This window comes from Bosea sp. Tri-49, assembly GCF_003952665.1.
Classification (GTDB): domain Bacteria; phylum Pseudomonadota; class Alphaproteobacteria; order Rhizobiales; family Beijerinckiaceae; genus Allobosea.
Genome location: NZ_CP017946.1, coordinates 4,545,001 through 4,563,780 on the forward strand (window position 1 = coordinate 4,545,001; position 18,780 = coordinate 4,563,780).

At 66.8% G+C, this 18,780-nt stretch carries 16 protein-coding genes (1 of these 16 only partly in view); 6 read left to right on the forward strand and 10 right to left on the reverse strand.

The features are described 5' to 3' along the window. From BLM15_RS22025 to BLM15_RS22040, 4 genes are all read right to left on the reverse strand, one after another. Nucleotides 1–1,417 carry the 5' portion of an MFS transporter gene (locus BLM15_RS22025; RefSeq protein ID WP_126114760.1) on the reverse strand. The gene continues 176 nt to the left of window position 1, outside the view, so the window shows 1,417 of its 1,593 coding nt (coding positions 1–1,417); its start codon is at nucleotides 1,415–1,417; its stop codon lies beyond the left edge, outside the window. After that, complete coding sequence (locus BLM15_RS22030) at nucleotides 1,417–2,508, reverse strand: HlyD family secretion protein (protein ID WP_126114761.1); 1,092 nt, start codon at nucleotides 2,506–2,508, stop codon at nucleotides 1,417–1,419. The genes BLM15_RS22025 and BLM15_RS22030 overlap by 1 nt, the downstream gene beginning before the upstream one ends. 85 nt (nucleotides 2,509–2,593) lie before the next feature. Further along, nucleotides 2,594–3,007 (reverse strand): cupin domain-containing protein, encoded by a 414-nt coding sequence (locus BLM15_RS22035; protein ID WP_126114762.1) that lies wholly within the window; start codon nucleotides 3,005–3,007, stop codon nucleotides 2,594–2,596. Nucleotides 3,008–3,078: 71 nt separating this feature from the next. Beyond that, the gene (locus tag BLM15_RS22040; RefSeq protein WP_126114763.1) at nucleotides 3,079–3,843 is read right to left on the reverse strand and encodes an SDR family oxidoreductase; all 765 of its coding nucleotides are present in this window, start codon (nucleotides 3,841–3,843) and stop codon (nucleotides 3,079–3,081) included. 238 nt (nucleotides 3,844–4,081) lie between these two features. Here BLM15_RS22040 and BLM15_RS22045 point away from each other — a divergent pair, with 238 nt between their 5' ends. Next, nucleotides 4,082–5,671, forward strand: coding sequence for a winged helix-turn-helix domain-containing protein (locus BLM15_RS22045; protein WP_126114764.1), 1,590 nt, complete (start codon nucleotides 4,082–4,084; stop codon nucleotides 5,669–5,671). A gap of 313 nt (nucleotides 5,672–5,984) precedes the next feature. Continuing rightward, nucleotides 5,985–7,460: a protein adenylyltransferase SelO gene (locus tag BLM15_RS22050; RefSeq protein WP_126114765.1), complete on the forward strand. Its 1,476-nt coding sequence runs from the start codon at nucleotides 5,985–5,987 to the stop codon at nucleotides 7,458–7,460. A gap of 53 nt (nucleotides 7,461–7,513) precedes the next feature. On the opposite strand, the gene BLM15_RS22055 is transcribed toward BLM15_RS22050, so the two are convergent. Genes BLM15_RS22055 through BLM15_RS22080 form a run of 6 tightly spaced genes read right to left on the reverse strand, consistent with a single transcriptional unit; the run spans nucleotide 7,514 to nucleotide 14,884 of the window. Then, nucleotides 7,514–8,593 carry a hypothetical protein gene (locus BLM15_RS22055; protein ID WP_126114766.1) on the reverse strand — a complete coding sequence of 360 codons (1,080 nt, stop codon included), beginning with the start codon at nucleotides 8,591–8,593 and terminating at the stop codon, nucleotides 7,514–7,516. Between the two features lies 1 nt (nucleotide 8,594). Beyond that, nucleotides 8,595–10,130 carry a class I adenylate-forming enzyme family protein gene (locus tag BLM15_RS22060; RefSeq protein ID WP_126114767.1) on the reverse strand — a complete coding sequence of 512 codons (1,536 nt, stop codon included), beginning with the start codon at nucleotides 10,128–10,130 and terminating at the stop codon, nucleotides 8,595–8,597. Between the two features lie 22 nt (nucleotides 10,131–10,152). Further along, nucleotides 10,153–11,907: an ABC transporter permease subunit gene (locus BLM15_RS22065; RefSeq protein ID WP_126114768.1), complete on the reverse strand. Its 1,755-nt coding sequence runs from the start codon at nucleotides 11,905–11,907 to the stop codon at nucleotides 10,153–10,155. Beyond that, a complete protein-coding gene (locus BLM15_RS22070; RefSeq protein WP_126114769.1) occupies nucleotides 11,904–12,980 on the reverse strand; it encodes an ABC transporter ATP-binding protein in 1,077 nt (358 codons plus the stop codon). Before BLM15_RS22070 ends, BLM15_RS22065 begins: the two co-directional genes overlap by 4 nt. Nucleotides 12,981–12,988: 8 nt before the next feature. Next, the gene (locus tag BLM15_RS22075; RefSeq protein WP_126114770.1) at nucleotides 12,989–14,056 is read right to left on the reverse strand and encodes an ABC transporter substrate-binding protein; all 1,068 of its coding nucleotides are present in this window, start codon (nucleotides 14,054–14,056) and stop codon (nucleotides 12,989–12,991) included. Nucleotides 14,057–14,110: 54 nt separating this feature from the next. Then, nucleotides 14,111–14,884, reverse strand: a complete 774-nt coding sequence (locus tag BLM15_RS22080) for an enoyl-CoA hydratase/isomerase family protein (RefSeq protein WP_126114771.1) — start codon at nucleotides 14,882–14,884, stop codon at nucleotides 14,111–14,113. A gap of 121 nt (nucleotides 14,885–15,005) precedes the next feature. Here BLM15_RS22080 and BLM15_RS22085 point away from each other — a divergent pair, with 121 nt between their 5' ends. From BLM15_RS22085 to BLM15_RS22100, 4 genes are all read left to right on the forward strand, one after another. Beyond that, nucleotides 15,006–15,830 carry an IclR family transcriptional regulator gene (locus BLM15_RS22085; protein WP_236846379.1) on the forward strand — a complete coding sequence of 275 codons (825 nt, stop codon included), beginning with the start codon at nucleotides 15,006–15,008 and terminating at the stop codon, nucleotides 15,828–15,830. 86 nt (nucleotides 15,831–15,916) lie between these two features. Continuing rightward, nucleotides 15,917–16,231, forward strand: a complete 315-nt coding sequence (locus tag BLM15_RS22090) for a (2Fe-2S)-binding protein (protein ID WP_126114772.1) — start codon at nucleotides 15,917–15,919, stop codon at nucleotides 16,229–16,231. Continuing rightward, nucleotides 16,224–17,582 (forward strand): NAD(P)/FAD-dependent oxidoreductase, encoded by a 1,359-nt coding sequence (locus tag BLM15_RS22095; protein ID WP_126114773.1) that lies wholly within the window; start codon nucleotides 16,224–16,226, stop codon nucleotides 17,580–17,582. The genes BLM15_RS22090 and BLM15_RS22095 overlap by 8 nt, the downstream gene beginning before the upstream one ends. Beyond that, nucleotides 17,579–18,733, forward strand: a complete 1,155-nt coding sequence (locus tag BLM15_RS22100) for an NAD(P)/FAD-dependent oxidoreductase (protein ID WP_126114774.1) — start codon at nucleotides 17,579–17,581, stop codon at nucleotides 18,731–18,733. Before BLM15_RS22095 ends, BLM15_RS22100 begins: the two co-directional genes overlap by 4 nt. Nucleotides 18,734–18,780 lie beyond the last annotated feature (47 nt).

Sequence of the window (18,780 nt, forward strand, 5' to 3'; positions counted from 1 at the left end):
GGCCGGCGGCGGCGTCCATCCCCTTCGCCGTCAACATCGCCGTCATGGCCGTCAACCGCTCGATGACGGCGGGCTTTCCGGCCGCGACGTTGGCGCCGAGGACTGCGAAATTGGCGACGGTGTGGTGGTCGATCAGCGTCTGGAGCGCCGCGATTCCCATGAGGCCGCCGAGCTGGCGGCCGGTGTTGAAGAGGCCGACGCCGTCAGCGAGCCTGCGGTCGTCGAGATGGCCGAAGGCGATCAGCGTGATCGACAGGAACAGGAAGCCGAGGCCGAGGCCGCGCAGCAGCACGCCCGCCATCATGTCATCAGCCCCGCTCTCGCTGGTCGAGCCGGAGAGCAGCCACATCCCGCTCATCAGGATCAGGATGCCGAAGGGCACCGTGGCGAAGGGCGGCACGCGGCGGAACTGCACGAGCAGGGCGACAAGGACGAGCGCGCCGATGAAGGGCGCGCCGCTGGGCAGCAGGAGCTCGCCGGCATCGGTCGGAGTGAAGGCGAGGACGGACATCACAAAGGCAGGGATCACGAAGGCGCTGCCGGACAGGGCGGCGCCGGCGACGAAGCTGACGATGAAGGCGAAGGTGAAGTCGTTCGGTCCGAACAGGGAGACGTCGAGCAGGCCCCGGCCCTTGGCCATGGCCTGCTGACCGAGGAAGGCCAGCAGCGCGGCGGCGCCGATCAGCGTCAGCCAGGGGATGCGCGGTTCCTCGAACCAGTTCCAGCGGCTGCCCTGCGTCAGCACATAGGTGAGGCAGAAGAAGGTGAGCGAGATCAGCGCGACGCCGATCCAGTCGAACGGGCGGGGTGCGCCCCTGGCAGACATCGGGCCGTCCGCCATCAAAAGGAGCCCGGCAGCCGTGAGGGAGAGCGGCACGATGCCGAAGAAGATCCAGGTCCAGGACTGGGCATCGAGCAGCCAGCCCTGAAGCGCCGGAGCGAGCGTTCCGGGCGCGACGACGGCACCCACCGCGAACAGGCCCTGAAGCAGAGGCTGGTGCGCGCGCGGGAAGCTCAGAAAAATCATCGCCTGGCCTGCGACGAGCAGGGTGCCGCCGGAGAAGCCCTGGACGATGCGCAGCCCGATCAGCAGGTCGAGCCGGGCAGTCATGGCAGCGATGCCCGAAGCCAGGCCCATGGTGAGGGTCGCAGTGACGAGCACGCTGCGCGGATCGATCCGGCTCATCAGCCAGGGCGCGGTCAGGAAGCCGATGAGCTTCAGCGTGATGTAGCCGATGTCGAGCCAGGCGAACTCGTCGGGCGTCGCGGAGGTGTCGCCGATGATGTCGCTGCGCCCGAGCGACAGAACGGTGCCGGCGATCGCCTCGATCAACGCGGCGAGCACGATTCCTGTGAGGAGAAGGGTGCCGGCCGCGGCGCTGCTGCGGCCCAGTATGGCGGTGGCGGCCATGGTCATTAGCGGTCTCCCGGGGCGATCTCGACACGTGCGGACAGACCGGGCACGAGGCGGCCGGGCAAGGGATTGCCGGTGAAGCGGATCTTCACCGGAACGCGCTGGACGACGCGCACGAAGTTGCCCGTCGCATTGTCGGCCGGGAGCAGGCTGAAGGCGGAGCCGCTGCCGGGCGCGAAGCTGTCGACCACGCCTTTGAGCGCCTCGCTCGGATAGCCGTCGACACTGATGCGGACGTGCTGGCCGGGCCGGATCTGCTCAAGCTGGGTTTCCTTGAAATTCGCCACGACCCAGACATCGTCGACCGGGACGATGTCGAGCAGGGCGACGCCCGGCGCGACCAGGCGGCCGATCCGGACCTGGCGGTTGCCGACGATGCCGCCGACCGGAGCGCGCACGACGGTGCTGTCGAGATCGATCTGAGCGAGATCGCGCGCGGCCTGCGTCTGCGCCACGGCGGCAACGGCCGCTTCGCGCTGCGTGGTCAGGACGGCGATACGCTGCTGCTGCGCTTCGATCGTCGCCGAGGCGCCCGACAGGTTCGCTTCGGCCCGCGAGCGCGCGGCATCGCTCTCGTCGAGCAGGGCCTGGCTCACCGCATTGCTGCGGATCAGCTCGCGGCGCCGGCTTTGCGACCGTGTCGCCAGCGTCACCTCGGCGCTGGCGGCCTGCTTCTGGGCTTCGGCCTGCCTGACCAGAGCGTACTGGAGCTTGGTTTCGGCATCGACATTGGTGACACGCGCCTGCGCCGCCTCGACGTTCGCCACGGCCTGCGCGAGCTTGGCGCGATAGTCGGCATCGTCGATCCGGAACAGGATATCTCCGGCCCGGACAGTCTGGTTGTCCCCGACCTCGACCGCCGTGACATAGCCGGCAATCTTCGGCGCCAGCGCGGTCAGATCGCCGCGGACATAGGCGTTGTCGGTCGCCTCGCCGCCCGAGCGGGCATTGGCCCATCCTGCGGCCACTGCCGCGACGGCGCCGAGGCACAGCAGCAGCCCGACGATCTTTTTCTTGCCGGGCCGCGCTGCGGGGGCGGCGTTCCCGGAGTCCTCGTCTGTAACGACTGTGCTCTTCTCTTCGAGGAGGTCCATGGTCCCATTCCCGTTGAATGCCGATGGCTGCGGTGCAGCGCCGACGGCAGGGAACCTGCCGCCGGGCCCGAAGGCTGCGGTCAGGTCACTTCTTGATGAACCTGGTCAGCTCCGTGTCGTCGGTGTCGACGACGAACACGGCCAGGATGCGTGCCGGCTGCGTGTCGCTGGCGTTCGCGCTGACGCCGTGGAAGGCTCCGGGCGCCTCGACCCAGTTTTCGCCGGCCTTGTAGACCTTCTCCGGTGAGCCGTTGACGCTGCTGCGGACCGCGCCCTCGAGGACGGTTGCATAGATGAAGGCGGATTTCGCATGAGTATGGGCAGACGACGCGCCACCCGGCCCGTATTCGACCAGTACGCTCTTCAAGCTCTTGCCGGGGATGTTCGGAATCGGGCGATCGAACACGGTCGTCAACTTGGCCGGAGCGGGCTCGGCAGCCGGCGCCGCGGTGATCGCGAGCGTGGTGAAGGCGAGAACCAAGACAAATCGTGTGAACATTGCAATTCTCCTTGCTGGTCGGGACTGTCGTTCGCCGTCGGGGAGTGGAGATCGGGGAGCGAGACCTTCGCTCAGCGGCTCGCCGGCTGAGCCTTCGGCTGGGCGAGCCAGTCCTCGAAGCGGATCGCGCCGATGCGCGGGCTCTCGCCGGGCGTGAGCGAACGGTCGGAGAGAACAGCGCCGTAGTAGCGCGCGTGGATGTCCGGCACGACCTTGCGCGGGTCCTGCGTCGCCCGCAGGAAGCGCCGGGCCAATTCGTCGAGCGGCATGGCTTCCGGGCCTGCAACCTCGGTCGTGCCATTGATCGGCGGGGCGAGCGCGACATCGGCGAGCGCCGCCGCGACGTCGCTCGACGCCATCGGCTGGATCAGGGCCGGCGACAGGCGAATCTCCTCGCCGACCGTGGCCGATTGGGCGATGGCGCCGACGAACTCGAAGAACTGCGTGGCGCGCAAGATGGAGTAAGCGATGCCGGACGCCTTGATCAGGTTTTCCTGAGCGACCTTCGCCCGGAAATAGCCGTTCTCGGGCAGCCGCTCGCTGCCGACGATCGAAAGGGCGACATGGTGGCGCACGCCGGCGGCGGCTTCCGCGGCCAGCAGGTTGCGGCCCGACGTCTCGAAGAAGTCGAGGACGGCCTTGTCCTCCCAGACGGGTGCGTTCGCCACGTCGACGACGACGGCGGCGCCATCGAGCGCCTCGGCCAGACCCTCGCGGGTGATGGTGTTGACGCCAGTGTTTGGCGCAGCTGCGAGCGCCTGATGGCCGCGCGCGGCGAGGTTCTGCACGAGCTTCGATCCGATGAGGCCGGTGCCGCCGATGACGACGATCTTCATGGGCTTTCTCCGTTTCTTTCGACCGCAACCATTGCCGCCGATAGGACCGGAGAGTGCCGCCGCGCTTGCGGGAAGTCCTTGCGGCGGGCTTGAATTGCCCTCCGAGGAAGCTTGGTTTCTTGTCCAAGACGGCGCCTTGCGGCAGAAGGGCGAGCCAGGGCGCTGTCAGTCTCGGATTATTTTTCGATCGGCCGCTTCGGTCAGCGAAACGACGGCATTCGGCCAAGGGACGACCGACGTGCAATTCGCGTTTGGAGATTACCTGCTCGACCCCGGGCGCCGGGAGCTGACCCTGCGCGCGCAGGTGGTGACCGTCGGGCCGCAGGTCTTCGACCTGCTGCTGCATCTCATCGGGAATCGCGACCGGGTCGTCAGCAAGGACGAGCTGCTGCAGGCGGTGTGGGGCGGCCGGATCGTCTCCGAATCCACGATCACCAGTCACATCAACGCGGTCAGGAAGGCCATCGGCGACAATGGCGACGAGCAGCGCCTGATCCGAACGATCGCCCGCAAGGGGTTCCGCTTCGTCGGCGACGTCGAGCAGTCCGGGGAAGCGCGAGAGCCGATCGGATCAGGCGTCCCCGAACGGGCCGCGAGCCCCGCGACGGAACTGCCCTCCGCGCCGCTCCCGCCGGACAAGCCTTCTATCACCGTCCTGCCGTTCCAAAACCTGAGCGGCGATCCCGAACAGGAGTATTTCGCCGACGGCGTGGTGGAGGACATCATCGCCGCCCTGTCCCGCATCCGCTGGCTGTTCGTCATCGCCCGCAATTCGAGCTTTGCCTTCAAAGGCCGGGCGGTGGATGTGAAGGAAATCGGCCGGGAGCTCGGCGTGCGCTACGTCCTGGAAGGCAGCATCCGGAAGTCCGGAAACAAGGTGCGCATCACCGGACAGCTCATCGACGCCAAGACCGGGGCGCATCTCTGGGCAGAGCGTTTCGAAGGCATGCTCGACGACATCTTCGAACTCCAGGACCAGATCGCCGAAAGCGTCGTCGGCGCGGTCGCGCCGCAGCTCGAACGGGCCGAGATCGAGCGCGCCAAGCGGAAGCCGACCGAGAACCTCGATGCCTACGACTATTATCTGCGTGGCACGGCGAAGCTGCACTCCGGGACCAGGGACGCCATCGAGGCGGCGCTGCCGCTCTTCTACAAGGCTATCGAGCTCGATCCAGACTTCGCATCGGCCTATGGCATGGCGGCCTGGTGCCATCTGTGGCGCAAGGTGAATGGCTGGATGGTCGATCGCCCGGGCGAAATCGCCGAGGGCATGCGGCTGGCGCGGCTTGCCGTCGAATTCGGCCGGGACGATGCGGTCGCCCTGACGCGGGCCGGCCATGCGCTCGGCCATTTCACCGGCGATCTCGATGGCGGCATAGCGCTCATCGACAGGGCGGTGCTCCTCAATCCGAACCTCGCTGCCGCCTGGTTCCTTGGCGGCTTCCTGCGCGCCCTTAACGGCGAACCGGCTGCCGCTCTGGAGCATTTCGAGCACGCCGTTCGCCTGAGCCCGCTGGATCCCGAAATCTTCAGGATGCAGGTCGGGATGGCGCTGGCGCACTTCTTCGCGGGGCACTTCGATTCCGCCGTGGGCTGGGCCGAAAAGGCCGCCGGAAACCTTCCCAGCCTCCTCGTCGCCGCCGCCGTGATGGCGGCGAGCCAGGCGCTCTCTGGCCGCGCCGATGAGGCGAGGCAGGCGATGGAACGCCTGCAGGCGCTCGATCCATCCATGCGCATCGCAAAGCTCAAGGACTGGCTTCCGATCCATCGCTCGGAAGATTTGGCGCGGTTCGCGGACGGATTGCGGCTGGCCGGGCTGCCCGAGTGACCCTGCTCATGGATCGGGTCAGATTACCGTCTTCGAACGAATGCAGGAGTGGTATCCCGGCCGCCGTTAGGACACTAGCTTCCGCCTACGCCCCTAACCAAAGATCGAACGCTGGCGCGCAGCCGGAAAGCCGACATTCGTTCCCAACGCGTCGCCTGACAGCTTCCCGCCTACGGCCGGGCCGGTTACATCAGAAGAGCGAGGCGGGACAATTCGACACGCACGGCTGACCGCGAACCTGGACAGCTCATGGTGCTGACAATCAATCAAAGCCTTGTGTTGCGGTGCAGTTTCTCGCGCATATCTACGGCCGATGACCGCAATCGCCTTTGACAACTCCTATGCTCGGCTTCCGCAGCGCTTTTACGCATCGGTTAATCCGACTGCAGTCGCCGCGCCCCGCCTCATTCAGTTGAACAGACCGCTGGCGTCGCAGCTTGGCCTCGATCCGGACTGGCTGAGCGGGCCCCAAGGCATCGCGATGCTGGTAGGCAATAGCGTGGCCGAGGGCGCTGCCCCGATCGCGACAGCCTATGCCGGCCACCAGTTCGGCGGCTTTAGCCCGCAGCTTGGCGATGGGCGTGCCATCTTGCTCGGAGAGGTAGTGGACCGCCACGGCCAGCGCCGCGACATCCAGCTCAAAGGTGCTGGCCTGACCCCTTTCTCACGCCGGGGAGACGGCCGGGCCGCATTGGGGCCGGTCCTGCGCGAGTATATCGTCAGCGAGGCGATGGCGGCCTTGGGCGTGCCCACGACACGAGCCCTCGCTGCTGTCTTGACGGGCGAAGCGGTCAGGCGAGAGACGCTATTGCCTGGCGCCGTCCTGACACGTGTCGCCTCGAGCCACATCAGGATCGGCACCTTCCAGTTCTTCGCGGCGCGCGGCGATGTCGAGGCCTTGCACCTGCTTGCCGACCACGTCATCGCTCGGCACTATCCGGATGCGGCCGGCAAGGGCGATCCGTACCTTGCCTTGCTGGATGCCGTCATCACCGCGCAAGCCGCACTCGTCGCACGCTGGATGCTGATCGGCTTCATCCATGGCGTGATGAACACGGACAACATGTCGGTCGCCGGCGAAACGATCGACTACGGGCCGTGCGCCTTCATGGATGCCTACGATCCAGGTACCGTGTTCAGCGCTATCGACGAGCACGGGCGTTATGCCTATGGCAACCAACCACCGATCGCGCGCTGGAACCTGACCCGGTTCGCCGAAACCCTGCTGCCGCTCCTGGCGAGCGACCAGGACAAAGCCGTGTCGATCGCACAGGATGCGCTCAACCGTTTCGATGAGCTGTTTCAAAGTAACCTGGTCGCCGGATTTCGCCAAAAACTCGGTCTTGCCACCGAAGAGCCGGATGATATCGCGCTCATCAGGGCGCTCCTCGAAACCATGCAGCGCGGGCAGGCCGACTTCACACTGGTGTTCCGGCGGTTGAGCGAGGATGCACTGCCGGCCGCGGATGGTCACGCTTGCCGCGACCTGTTCGGCAACCCCACCGAGTTCGACAGCTGGGAAAGCCGCTGGCGCGAGCGCTTGCTGAAGGAGCCTGCGCCAGCCGAGACGCGACAGCGTGCGATGTGTCGCATCAATCCGCTGTTCATTCCCAGAAATCATCGGGTGGAAGCCGCAATCCAAGCAGCAGTCGAGCAGGATGACCTTGCTCCTTTCGAGGAGCTGATCGCCGTTCTGGACAAGCCGTATGACAGGCAGCCTGGGCGCGAAGGCTACGCACTGCCGCCGGCCGCCCATGAGCGCGTGCTGGCGACATTCTGCGGTACCTGACATCCCGCGTCGCCTCCCGAGCAAGCCGTGCTTCGACCCGCGATCGAGGCGAGTTAGCGCTTCATCAGAGCGGAACGCAGCTGAAGCAGCTCCTCGCAGACTGCTTCCAGCTCTCTCACGGCGAAGCCATCGCGAAGGGCGGGAATATGGTCGGCGAGCCTGTCGCCGAGGAGGCCAGTGAAGCTGACCTTCCCTTCGGGCGAGACTACGAGACCGTTCTCTTCCTCGAATGACGCGTTCCAGGCAATCGCTTCGGCCTGGGCGACACCGTCCGGAAGATCAAGCTCAAGCGTCCCATCCGTCAGCCAGACCGGGTAGCCGCCGGGCAGGCCGTTCGGGCCAGGGACATGGCCACGCCATGACCGGTTGGCCGCCATGGCGAGCAGCATGGGGACGCCGCTCGCTCCCGAGATCTCGATGACCGGTTCGGGCGTGAGCTGGATATCGGCGAAACGCCCGTAGACATCCTCGACCTCGATGCCGTCCAGCCAGACGCGGGGCGCCCGCCCGCTACGTTCCTCGGGCCGGCGGCGCCAGGCGGCAAGGTTCTGATAGTGAGCGAGAACCTTGACCTTGGCCCCGGGCGGCGTGGCGGCCGAGCCGGCGAAGACATTGGACAGGATCGCGACATTGCCCATGCCGCACGCGACATCATGGCCCATCGCGCGGATCATGCCGTTGACCACGTCGGGGAAGCCGCAATTGACCAGCGTCACGGGCTTGCCGCTGCGCGTGATCGCCGCCGCGACCCGCGAGCTGAGCAGCGCCTGGAAAACCGCTGTGGCGCTCAGGCCGCCTTCGGCGACGAGCTGCGTCCAGGCATTGCCGCTCTGGGCGATGACCTGCGAGGTCTGGATCGAAGCGGCCTGCACCGCGATGCGCGGAGCGGTCGCCGCAAGCATCTCGTCCGACGCGTTCGGAGCAAGCAGATCGACGGCATGTGTCGTGAAGCGCGCCTTCTTGCCGAACAGCGCGCTGCGGGCATTGGCGGCGGTGCGCAGCCAGTTCAGGCGCTCGCGATTGCGCCCGGCGATGATCACCTCGACAGGTTCGTCCGCCGTCGCGGCGATGTCGAAGGCGATGCGCGCGGCAAAGCCGCCGGTGCCCGAGATTAGGATGTCGCAACCGGCCATGTCAGAACCTCGTCGCCATCGCCGCCCGGTCCCAGCAATCATCGAGCCGGGGGGAGAGCTTGTGCTTCATGATGCGCTGGCTCGCCGTGCGCTCGAATTCGTCGACGACGGCGATGTAGCGCGGGTTCTGGTAGGGCGCGAGGCGCAGGCTGAGCCAGCCGGAGAGCGCCTGCGGATCGATGACGATGCCATCGCGCGGCTTGACGAAGAGCTTGATGTCCTGCTCGCCGACATCGGCTGCGACGCCGATCATCGCGCAATCCTCGACCGCCTCATGCTCCGCTGCGACGTGCTCGACCTCCCAGGCCGAGACATTCTCGCCCCTGCACCGCACGCTGTCGGTCATCCGGCCATGGAAATAGAGATTGCCGGCGGCATCGAAGGAGCCGAGATCGCCGGTGTGGAATCCATCCTCGCGCAGCGCCTTCGTCGTCGCCTCGGGATTCTCGAGATAGCCAGGGAAGATCGCGCCGGGGATGCTGGTCTCGATCACGATCTCGCCGCGCTCGCCGGGAGGTGCCGGCTGGCCGTCGGCATCGAGCAGCTTCACCGTGAACCAGGGCAGCGGCCGGCCGACGGAGCCCGGCACCCCGGTCACATTGCAGGTCGTGAGGCTGGAGGCTTCCGTCATGCCGTAGCATTCGCGAATGTCGATGCCGAAGCGGTCGCTGAACTGCGGCCAGATGTCGGGCGGGCAACCGCCGCCCCAGGCGATGCGCACGCCATGCTCGCGATCACGTGGCGACGCGGGTTGCTTCAGCAGGATCTGCAGGATGCCGCCGAGATAGTGGATATGGCTGGCGCCCTCCTCCCTGACCTGATCCCAGAAGCGACTGGCGCTGAAGCGCTCGACCATGGCGAGCGTGATGCCGCTGATCATCGGGAGCGGCAGGAGCTGGGCGCCGCCGATGTGGTAGAGCGGCTCCCAGACGAAGAAGACATCTGCCGGCCGTGCATCGGACAGCTTCGCGACGCTCTCCGCCGCGAGGCGGAGCATGCGATGCGAGACGATCACGCCCTTCGGCCGGCCGGTGGTGCCCGATGTGTACATAATGGCGAAGACCGCGTCGGCAGTTGGCGCCGGCTCGTCGAAGCGCTCGTTGCGGGCCAGAATGGCTTCGAGCTCACCGCCCGGCGTATGCAATAGCTGTGGCAGTTCCGGCTCCGAGCCCATCGCCTCGGTGATCTGCGGCGCCAGCTCCGCATCGGCGACGACGAGGCGCGGCTGCGAATGCGTCAGCAGGTAGCGCAAACCCTCGCCGCGCTGCTGCGCATTGACCGGCACCCAGGCGACACCGGCACGAGCGAGCCCGAAGACCACCGCGATCGTGGCGATCGAGTTGCGCATCATCACGGCGACCCTGTCGCCGGGCTTGATGCCGCGCGCCCTGAGATGCGCGGCGAAGGCGGCCGAGCGGCGTTCGAGCCCGGCATAGGTCACCGGCTCGCCGCAGAAGCGCGCATAGACGCTGTCCGGCTGCGCGGCAGCACGCACGGTCAGAAGGCTCACGAAGCCGTCGTCGTTGAAGGAGGTCATGCTTGGTCGTCGGCTCGGTCGATCAGGAAGAGGAGCGGAAGCGTTCCGCAAGCAGCAGCATCACCGTCACCACGACGAAGACGACCACGGAGACCGCGGCAAGCGTCGGGTTGAGCTGCAGGATCATGTCGTCCCACATCTGCTTCGGCAGTGTGGTCTTGATACCGCCCGAGACGAAGATCGCGATGGTCAGCTCGTCGAAGGAGGTGATGAAGGCAAACAGGAAGGCGGCGACGAGGCCGCCTTTCACGAGCGGGATGGTGACGCCCATCAACGTGCGCAGCCGGTTGGCACCAAGCGTGGCCGCTGCCTGGTCGAGGCGCTGGTCATAGGTCTTGAGCACGGCGGCGATGGTGACCAGCGTGAACGGGATCGCCAGCACGGTGTGGCCGATGACGAGGCCGAGATCGGTCGCGATCAGCCCGAGCCGCGCAAAAAGGTAGAACAGCCCGACGGCGATGACGATGCGCGGCACGATCATCGGCGCGAGGAAGAAGGCGAATATCAGCCCACCCCAGCGCGTGCGGCTGTTCGCCAGCGCCAAAGCCGTGAAGCCGCCGATGGCGGTTGCGGCAATTGCCGTGACGAAGGCGACCGCGAAGGAGCGGATTGTCGCCTGGATCCACAGCGGCGAGCTGAAATAGGCCTGGAACCAGCTCAGGCCATAGCCCGGCGGCGGGAACTCGAGGAACTGCGACGAGGTGAAGGCGAGCGGGATGACGAGCAGCGTCGGCAGCACCAGGAAGGCGATGACGAGCCAGCAGAAGCCGGGCAGCAGCAGCGCAGACGCGCGCTTGCCGAGCAGGGATCGCGCCAGTGTCGCGAGATGGCCGGCAAGGGTCGCGACGCCCGACAGGATCGCCAGGCCGAGGTCGCGGATGCGCCCGGTGCCGACCTGGGCAGAGCCGCCGGCGATGGTCGAGAGCCCGAAGAGCCGGTCGTAGATCACGCAGGAGACCAGCGCTGCCGCCAGCATCATCGCGGACAGCGCGCCGGCGAAGGACCAGTTCAGCAGCTCCTGCACCTGCGTGATGATGAGCTGGGCGAGCATGGTTTCCTGGCGCCCTCCGAGGAAGGCGGGAACGATGAAGAAGCCGAGCGAGGAGATGAAGACGAGCAGGCCGGCCGCCGCCACGCCCGGTAGCGAGAGCTTGAAATAGACCAGCCAGAAGGCGCGCGCCGGTGCCGCCCCGAGCGTCTGCGCCGCCTGGACCAGCCGGCGGTCGATGCCGGTCATCACCGGGAGCATGGTCATCACCGCCAGCGGCACCATGGCGTGCACCATGCCGACCATGACGCCGAACTGATTGTGCAGCAGCGGCAAAGGCTGGTCGACGATGCCGGAGCCGGTCGCCAGCGAGTTGATGATGCCGCTGCGCCCGAGCACAATCATCCAGGCGAAGGTCTTGACGAGATAGCTCGTCCAGAACGGCACCATGACGAAGAGCAGCATGCGGCCGCGAAACAGGTCGGGCAGCCGCGCTATCCAGTAGGCGAGCGGGTAGCCGATCAGGAGCGACCAGACCGCCGTCCAGCCGGCGATACGGAAGGTGATGCCGAGCACGCGCAGATAGACGTCCGTCGCGGCGATGCGCTGATAGGCGCCGGCCGAGAAGGCGCCGCTCTCCGGATCGACGATGCTCAGGCCGAGCAACTGCGCGACCGGATAGACGAAGAAGACTGCCAGGAACAGGAGGCCCGGCACGGCCAGCCAGAGCGCGCCGAACCGCAATTTCCTGGAGTGCGCCGGCGCGCTGCTGAGGGTGACCGCGCTCATGCGACCAGCACCGCCTTGTCGCGCGACCAGCCGGCGACGATCCTCTCGTCGATCGCGGGTACCAAATCGTCGGGGCCGAGTCGCAGCACGAGCGGGCTGCCGTCGTCGAGCGCAGCGATGACGCGCGTCTCGGAGCCGGCGTAGACGACCTCGCTGACGCGGCCGTTCACGGCGTTGCCGTCCCGGGCGCCGAGACGCAGGTTCTCCGGCCGGATGACGAGGGTGGCATCCTCACTCTGGCAGCGCGCGCCGGTCGGCAGGGCGAAGCGCCCATGCGCCGTGTCGATCGCGCCATTGCCGTCCCAGCGCCCACGGAAGATGTTGGATATGCCGATGAAATCGGCCGCGAAGGCGGTGCGCGGGCGCTCGTAGATCTCGCGCGGAGTACCGAGCTGCTCGATCCTGGCATGGTTCATCAGGCAGATGCGGTCGGACATGGCGAGCGCTTCTTCCTGATCATGCGTGACGTAGACGATGGTGGCGCCGCTCTCGCGGTGCAGCCGCTTGATCTCGATCTGCATGTGCTCGCGCAGCTTCTTGTCGAGCGCGCCGAGCGGCTCGTCCATCAGGATGATCGAGGGCTGGTAGACAAAGCAGCGCGCCAGCGCGACGCGCTGCTGCTGGCCGCCGGACAATTCGCGCGGGAACCGCCCGGCGAGATGGCCGAGATGGACCATCTCCAGCGTCGCCGCGACGCGGCTTGCGACCTCCGCGCCGGGGCGTCCACGCATCTTGAGCGGGAAGGCGATGTTCTCGGCCACGGTCAGGTGCGGGAACAACGCATAATGCTGGAAGACGAGCCCGATATCGCGCTGGTGAACGGGTGTGCTCGACTGGTCGCGTCCGTCGATCACGACCCGCCCCTCGCTCGCCTCGACCAGCCCGCAGATCAGCTGCAGCAGCGTGGTCTTGCCGGAGCCCGAAGGCCCCAGCAAGGTCAGGAACTCGCCCTCGGCGACGCTGAGCGAACTCGGTTCGAGGGCCGTGGTCGCGCCATAGCGCTTGCAAAGTCCTTCGACGACGAGCTTCCCCTCGACGACGAGCTTGGCCGTCTTCGGCTCGGTTGCGGTCATCCCGGCGCTCAGGTCAGGAGCCAGGAGTTGAAGCGCTCGGTGACCTTCGAGCGATTGGCGCTCCACCAATCCTCGTTGGCGATCGCCATCTGCTTCAGGTTCTCCGGCGAGGTCGGCAGCACCTTGGCGCGTTCGGGGGAAATAGTCTGGTAGGCGTCGAGATTTGTCGGGCCATAGGCGAGGGCTTCAGTGAAGGCGGCCTGCGCTTTCGGGTCCGAGCAGAAACGAATGAACTGGCGGGCGACATCCGCCTTCGGTCCGCCCTTCGGCAGGCCCCAGCCCTCGATCGAGTAGAGGCCCTGGTTCCAGACGATCTTGGCGGGCGTGCCGCCGTCGATTGCCGCCTGCAGGCGCGCGTTCCAGCCCGGCAGCATGTCGACTTCGCCGCTCTGCAGGAGCTGGGTCGACTGCGCGCCGCCGGTCCACCAAACCGCGACATGCGGCTTGATCTTGTCGAGAACCTTGAAGGCGCGGTCGATGTCGAGCGGATAGAGCTTGTCGAGCGGCACGCCGTCGGCGAGCAGCGCCTGTTCGATCGTGTCGATCGGGTTCTTGCGCAGCGCGCGCCGGCCCGGGAACTTCTCGACATTGAAGAAATCGGCCCAGCTCGCCGGGGCGTTCTTCACCCGGTCGGTGCGGTAGGCGAAGATCGTCGAATAGACGTCCGTGCCCATGAACTCCGGCGAGATCGCCTGCGGCATCAATTTCGGTACGTCAGCATGCGCGAAACCGATCGGATCGAGCAGCCCCTGCGCCTTCAGGATGTCGCGGGCCGAGAGCGTCAGCGTGCAGACGTCCCAGGTGTAGGACTTGGTCTCGACCATCGCCTTGAACTGGGCGGTCGGCTCCGCTTCGCGGGCGACGTTGACGACCTTGTTGCCGGTCGCCTTCTCGAAGGGATCGTAGAAGGCCTTGCGGAAGGCCGGGCCGAACGGGCCGCCGGGATCGGCGACCGTGATCTGGGTCGCGGCTCGTGCGGCCCCGGTGAGATAGGGCGCTGCGAGGGCGCCAGCGGCTGCGCCGCCGGCCAGTTGCAGCAGGGTGCGTCGCGTCGGCTTTGTCGTTTCGGTCGTCATCGTCTTCTCCCCTTTCAAGCGGTTTTCCGCATTTCCCCATGGGTGATCAGATCGTCAGGCGCTTTTGCGCGCGGCGCGAACGGCCAGGAACTGCTCCATCATCCGCGCCGGCTCGCCGGTGCCGTAGGCCTCGCGCTGATTGCGGATGCCGGCCCTGAGGCACTCGCGGAAGCTCTCCTCCGTGACCTCCCGGAAGCGGGCCTTGTTGAGGCGCATGGCGACGGGCGGCTTTCCGGCCAATTCCTCGGCCAGCGCCAAGGTCGCCTCCATCACCTTCTGCTTCGGCACGATCCGGTTGATCAGGCCGATCCGGAAGCATTCGTCGGCGTCCATCATCCGCCCGGTCAGGGTCAGGTCGATGGTGCGGGCGATCCCGATCATCTCGCGCATGATCCAGGGGCCGGTCACCGAGGCGATGCCGGAATTGATCTCCGGCTGGCCCATGGTGACGCCGTCATGGCCGATGCGCAGGTCGCAGAGCAGCGCAACCTGGAAGGCCGAGCCGGCGGCGACACCGTTCAAGGCGGCGATGATCGGCTTCGAAAGCGAGCGGAGCCGGTCGTAGAGCCGCTCCCATTCGCCCATCCACAATTCGGCGCGGTCGGGATCGAAGGTCTTGGTCTCGTTGAGGTCCTGGCCGGCTCCGAAGGCGCGCTCGCCGGCGCCTGTCAGGATGATGGCCCGCACGGCCTCGTTCGCTTCGAGCTCGTCGAGGCCCTCGACGAGACGGGACCGCATCGGCGCATTCCAGGCATTGAGGATCTGCGGGCGGTTGAGGGTCAGGATGCCTACCGCGCCGCGCACCTCGACCAGAACAGAATCCTTCATACCGCTCTCCGATGAGTTTTTATTACAATACGATAACTTCTATTGAATATTCTGCGCGAAAGGCTCACCTTGTCAAGGCCGTTGGCCGCAGCCATTGATCGAGCCAGGAGAACAGGCCCCGATGACGATGCCCGAAGCGACACAGAACGGCCGCAAGCGAGCAGCCACGGCAGGCGACGAGGCCGTGCGCAAGGACGATGCGCTCATGGTCAATTCGGTCGAGAAGGCGTTCCGGGTGCTCTCGGCCTTCGGCCGCCAGCATCAGACGCTCAACCTGTCTCAAGTCGCCTCCGAGACGGGGATGGACGTCAGCGCCGCGCAGCGCTTCACCCACACGCTCACCAAGCTCGGCTATCTGCGCAAGGACGCGCAAACCAAGCGCTTCGAACTGACCGCGAAGACGCTCGATCTCGGCTACCACTTCGTGCGCAGCAGCCGCCTGCTCGACCGGGCGATGCCCTACCTCATGCATCTGAGCAAGGAGACGGAGGAGACGGTCAATCTCACCGTGCGCGAGGGACCGGAGATCATCTTCGTCTCGCGCTTCCTCAGCCGCCATGTGCTGAACACCGACGTCATCATCGGCACACGGATGCCGGCCTATTGCACCGCGCCCGGCATCGCCATGCTGTCGCGCTTGCCTGAAGAAGAGGCGATGGCGATCATCGACGCTTCCGACCTCAAGGCGCACACGCCCTCGACGACCTGGCAGCGCGATGCATTGCGCGAGAAACTGCGTCAGTCCGCAGCGCAGGGCTACGCCACCGCCTTCGAGGAGGTCTATCTCGGCGATGCCTCGATCGCCGCCGTGATCGTCGATCATCACGGGCGTCCGGAGGCCGCCGTGAACATCGCGACCTCGACCTCGCGCTTCAGCCATGCCGAGGTCGTCTCGCGCTTTTCCTCTCTCGTCATCGCCACCGCGCACGCGATCTCGCGCGTCTGAACCGCAAGCGGGCGCTTGACAGCGCCTTCTGCTGTTTTATCAATATTCGAGAATTATTATCGCATTGAAATAACTTTGAGATCCACATGGACGCTCCGAGGGCCCAGTTCCGCCGCGTGGCTGTCCGCGCAGGGCAACCGGTGACGCTCAGCTTCGAGGGCGCGGCCATCCGGGCGACAACCGGCGACAGCGTCCTTGCGGCGCTGTTGGAGAGCGGCGCCCTGATCCGCCGGCTGGAGTTCGGCAGTGAGCCGCGGGCCGGCTTCTGCTTGATGGGCGCCTGCCAGGATTGCTGGGTCTGGAGCGCGGAAGGCGGCCGGATCAGGGCCTGCACCACTGAGGTCGCCGACGGAATGATCCTGTTCGCCGAGCCGCAGCCATTGGGCAGTGCAGATGGCTGAGATCGTCATCGTCGGAGCCGGGCCAGCCGGCATCAGCGCCGCTGAGGTGTTGTGCGCGAAGGGGCTGAGGCCCGTTCTGGTCGATGAGGGCGTACGGGCAGGCGGCCAGGGCTATCGTCGGCCGGCCGACGATCTCGCGCTCGACATGAACCGGCTGATGGGCTCGGAGGCCGAGAAATATGCGGCCTTGCATCGTCGCTTCGAGATGCTGCGGCCGAAGATCGACTATCGCCCGCGGACATTGGTCTGGGCCATCGACGGCAACCAGTTGCATCTGCAGCAGGGCGGACGGGCCGAGACGCTTGCCTTCGACAGGCTGTTGATCGCCAGTGGTGCGATGGACCGGGTGGCGCCCTTGCCTGGTTGGACCTTGCCCGGCGTGTTCACCCTCGGCGGAGCGCAGGTCGTGCTGAAGGATCAGGGCTGCCTGATCGGAAGCCGCGTCGCCTTCCTCGGTTCGTCGCCTCTCTTGGCGCTGGCCGCGAAGCAGTACCGCGACATGGGGGCGGACATCGCGGTGATCGCCGATACGACGCCATTCGCCGCCAAGGCCGCCGCGCTGCCGGCGCTGCTGCGAGCCCCGCGCACGCTGCTGCGTGGCATCCTCTACATGGGCGCGTCGCTGCGTGCCGGGACGCAGATGATGCATGGCGTGACACCCGTTGCCGTCGAGGGAGTGGGCCGCGTCGAGGCTCTGCTCTTGCGCGATGCGCAGGGCCGCGAACGCCGCTTCGCCTGCGATGCGGTCGCGCTCGGTTACGGCTTGAAGCCGGAAACGCAGCTCGCCGATCTGGCGCAGGCCGAATTCGCCTATGATCCGGATTTCAGGCTGCATCTGCCGAAGATCGATGGCCTCGGGCGGGCCCGGCCCGGCCTCTATCTCGCCGGGGATGGCGTGCGGATCGGCGGTGCCGACGCGGCCGAGGCGAGCGGCGCGCTCGCCGCCCGCGCGATCCTCGCCGATCTCGGCCAGCCGCAGGATATCGCGGCCGTGAGGCGGTTGGCACGGCAGGTCGAGCGCTTGCGCGCGTTCCAGCGCGGCCTGGCGCGTGCTTTTTCCTGGCCGACGGCGCAGATCGCTGCCTTGTCCGATTCCGTCATGCTGTGCCGCTGCGAGAACGTGACGATCGGCGAGGTCCGCACGGCGATGGCCAAGGAGCTCGGCCCGATCGAGGTCAACCGGGTCAAGGCCATGACGCGCTGCGGGATGGGACGCTGCCAGGGCCGGGTTTGCGGCCCCGCCTTGCAGGAGATCGTCGCGGCCGGGCAAGACGGCGCCAGCGCCGGGCGGCTGCGCGGCCAGGCCCCGGTCAAGCCGATCGCACTCTCCGCAGCCGGGGAGCCGGCATGAGCGTCCGCACCTGTGGTGTTGCGATCGTCGGCGGCGGGCTGATCGGCGCCTGGACCGCCTTCTTCCTCGCTCGACGCGGGCAGAGCGTCACCGTGCTCGAAAAAGGCGTAGTCGGCGCGCAGTCGAGCGGCGTCAACTTCGGGAACCTGCGTCTCCAGGGCCGCTTTCCCGGCCAGTATCCGCTGTCCCTGCGCTCCCAGGCGCTCTGGGAGGATTTCGACGCGCTGATCGGGGAGGATTGCGAGTTCGAGCAGACCGGCCATCTCTATCTCGCTTATGACCAGGAGGAGCACGCCAAGCTCGAGGGCTATGCCGAAGTCTCCGAATCCCATGGGCTCGCGATCGAGCGTCTTGGCCCCGTCGATCTCAAACGGCGCTGGCCCTGGCTTGGCGAGCGCGCCGTCGCTGCGACCTTCTCCGCACGCGACGCCACCGCCAATCCGCGCCTCGCTACTCCAGCCATTGCGCGGGCCGCCGCAAGGCACGGAGCCGTCATCCGCGAGAACACGCCTGTCACCGCCGTGGATCGCTTGGGCGACGGTTTTGCGCTGGCGCTTGCCGACGGAGAAACGTTGAGCTGCGGCGCGCTCGTCAACTGCGCCGGGGCCTGGGCGCTCAAGATCGCCGAACGTTTCGGCGAGACTGCGCCGGTCTTCCCGGCCGGCCCACCCCAGTTCGTGACGGAGCCGTTTCCCTATCTGATCGGCCCGTCGGTTCAGGCGATCGACGGCTCGGTGATCTTCCGTCAGATTCCGCGCGGCAACATCATCCTGGCCGGCTATCCGCGCACGGCGGCAGATCCCGTGGGAAACCGGGCGCCGGTCCCTCCCGCCAAGACGCTTGCGGCGATGAGGGCGCTGGCGCGTGTCGCGCCGATGCTCTCGCAGTGTCATGTCATCCGTGTCTGGTCCGGCATCGAGGCCTATCTGCCCGACATGATCCCGGTGATCGGGCCGAGCGAGACGACCGCCGGGCTGTTCCATGCCTTCGGCTTCTGCGGCCACGGTTTCCAGATCGGCCCCGGCGTCGGGCTCTGCCTCAGCGAGATGATCATGGACGGGGCGACACAGACGCCGCTGGAGCCCTTCTCGATCGGGCGCTTCGGCACGGAGCAGACCGTCAGCGAGAAGTTCCGCAAGGAGTTCGACTGATGGATCGAGAGATCGACGCCGATCATTCGATGGAGCGCCTACTGCTA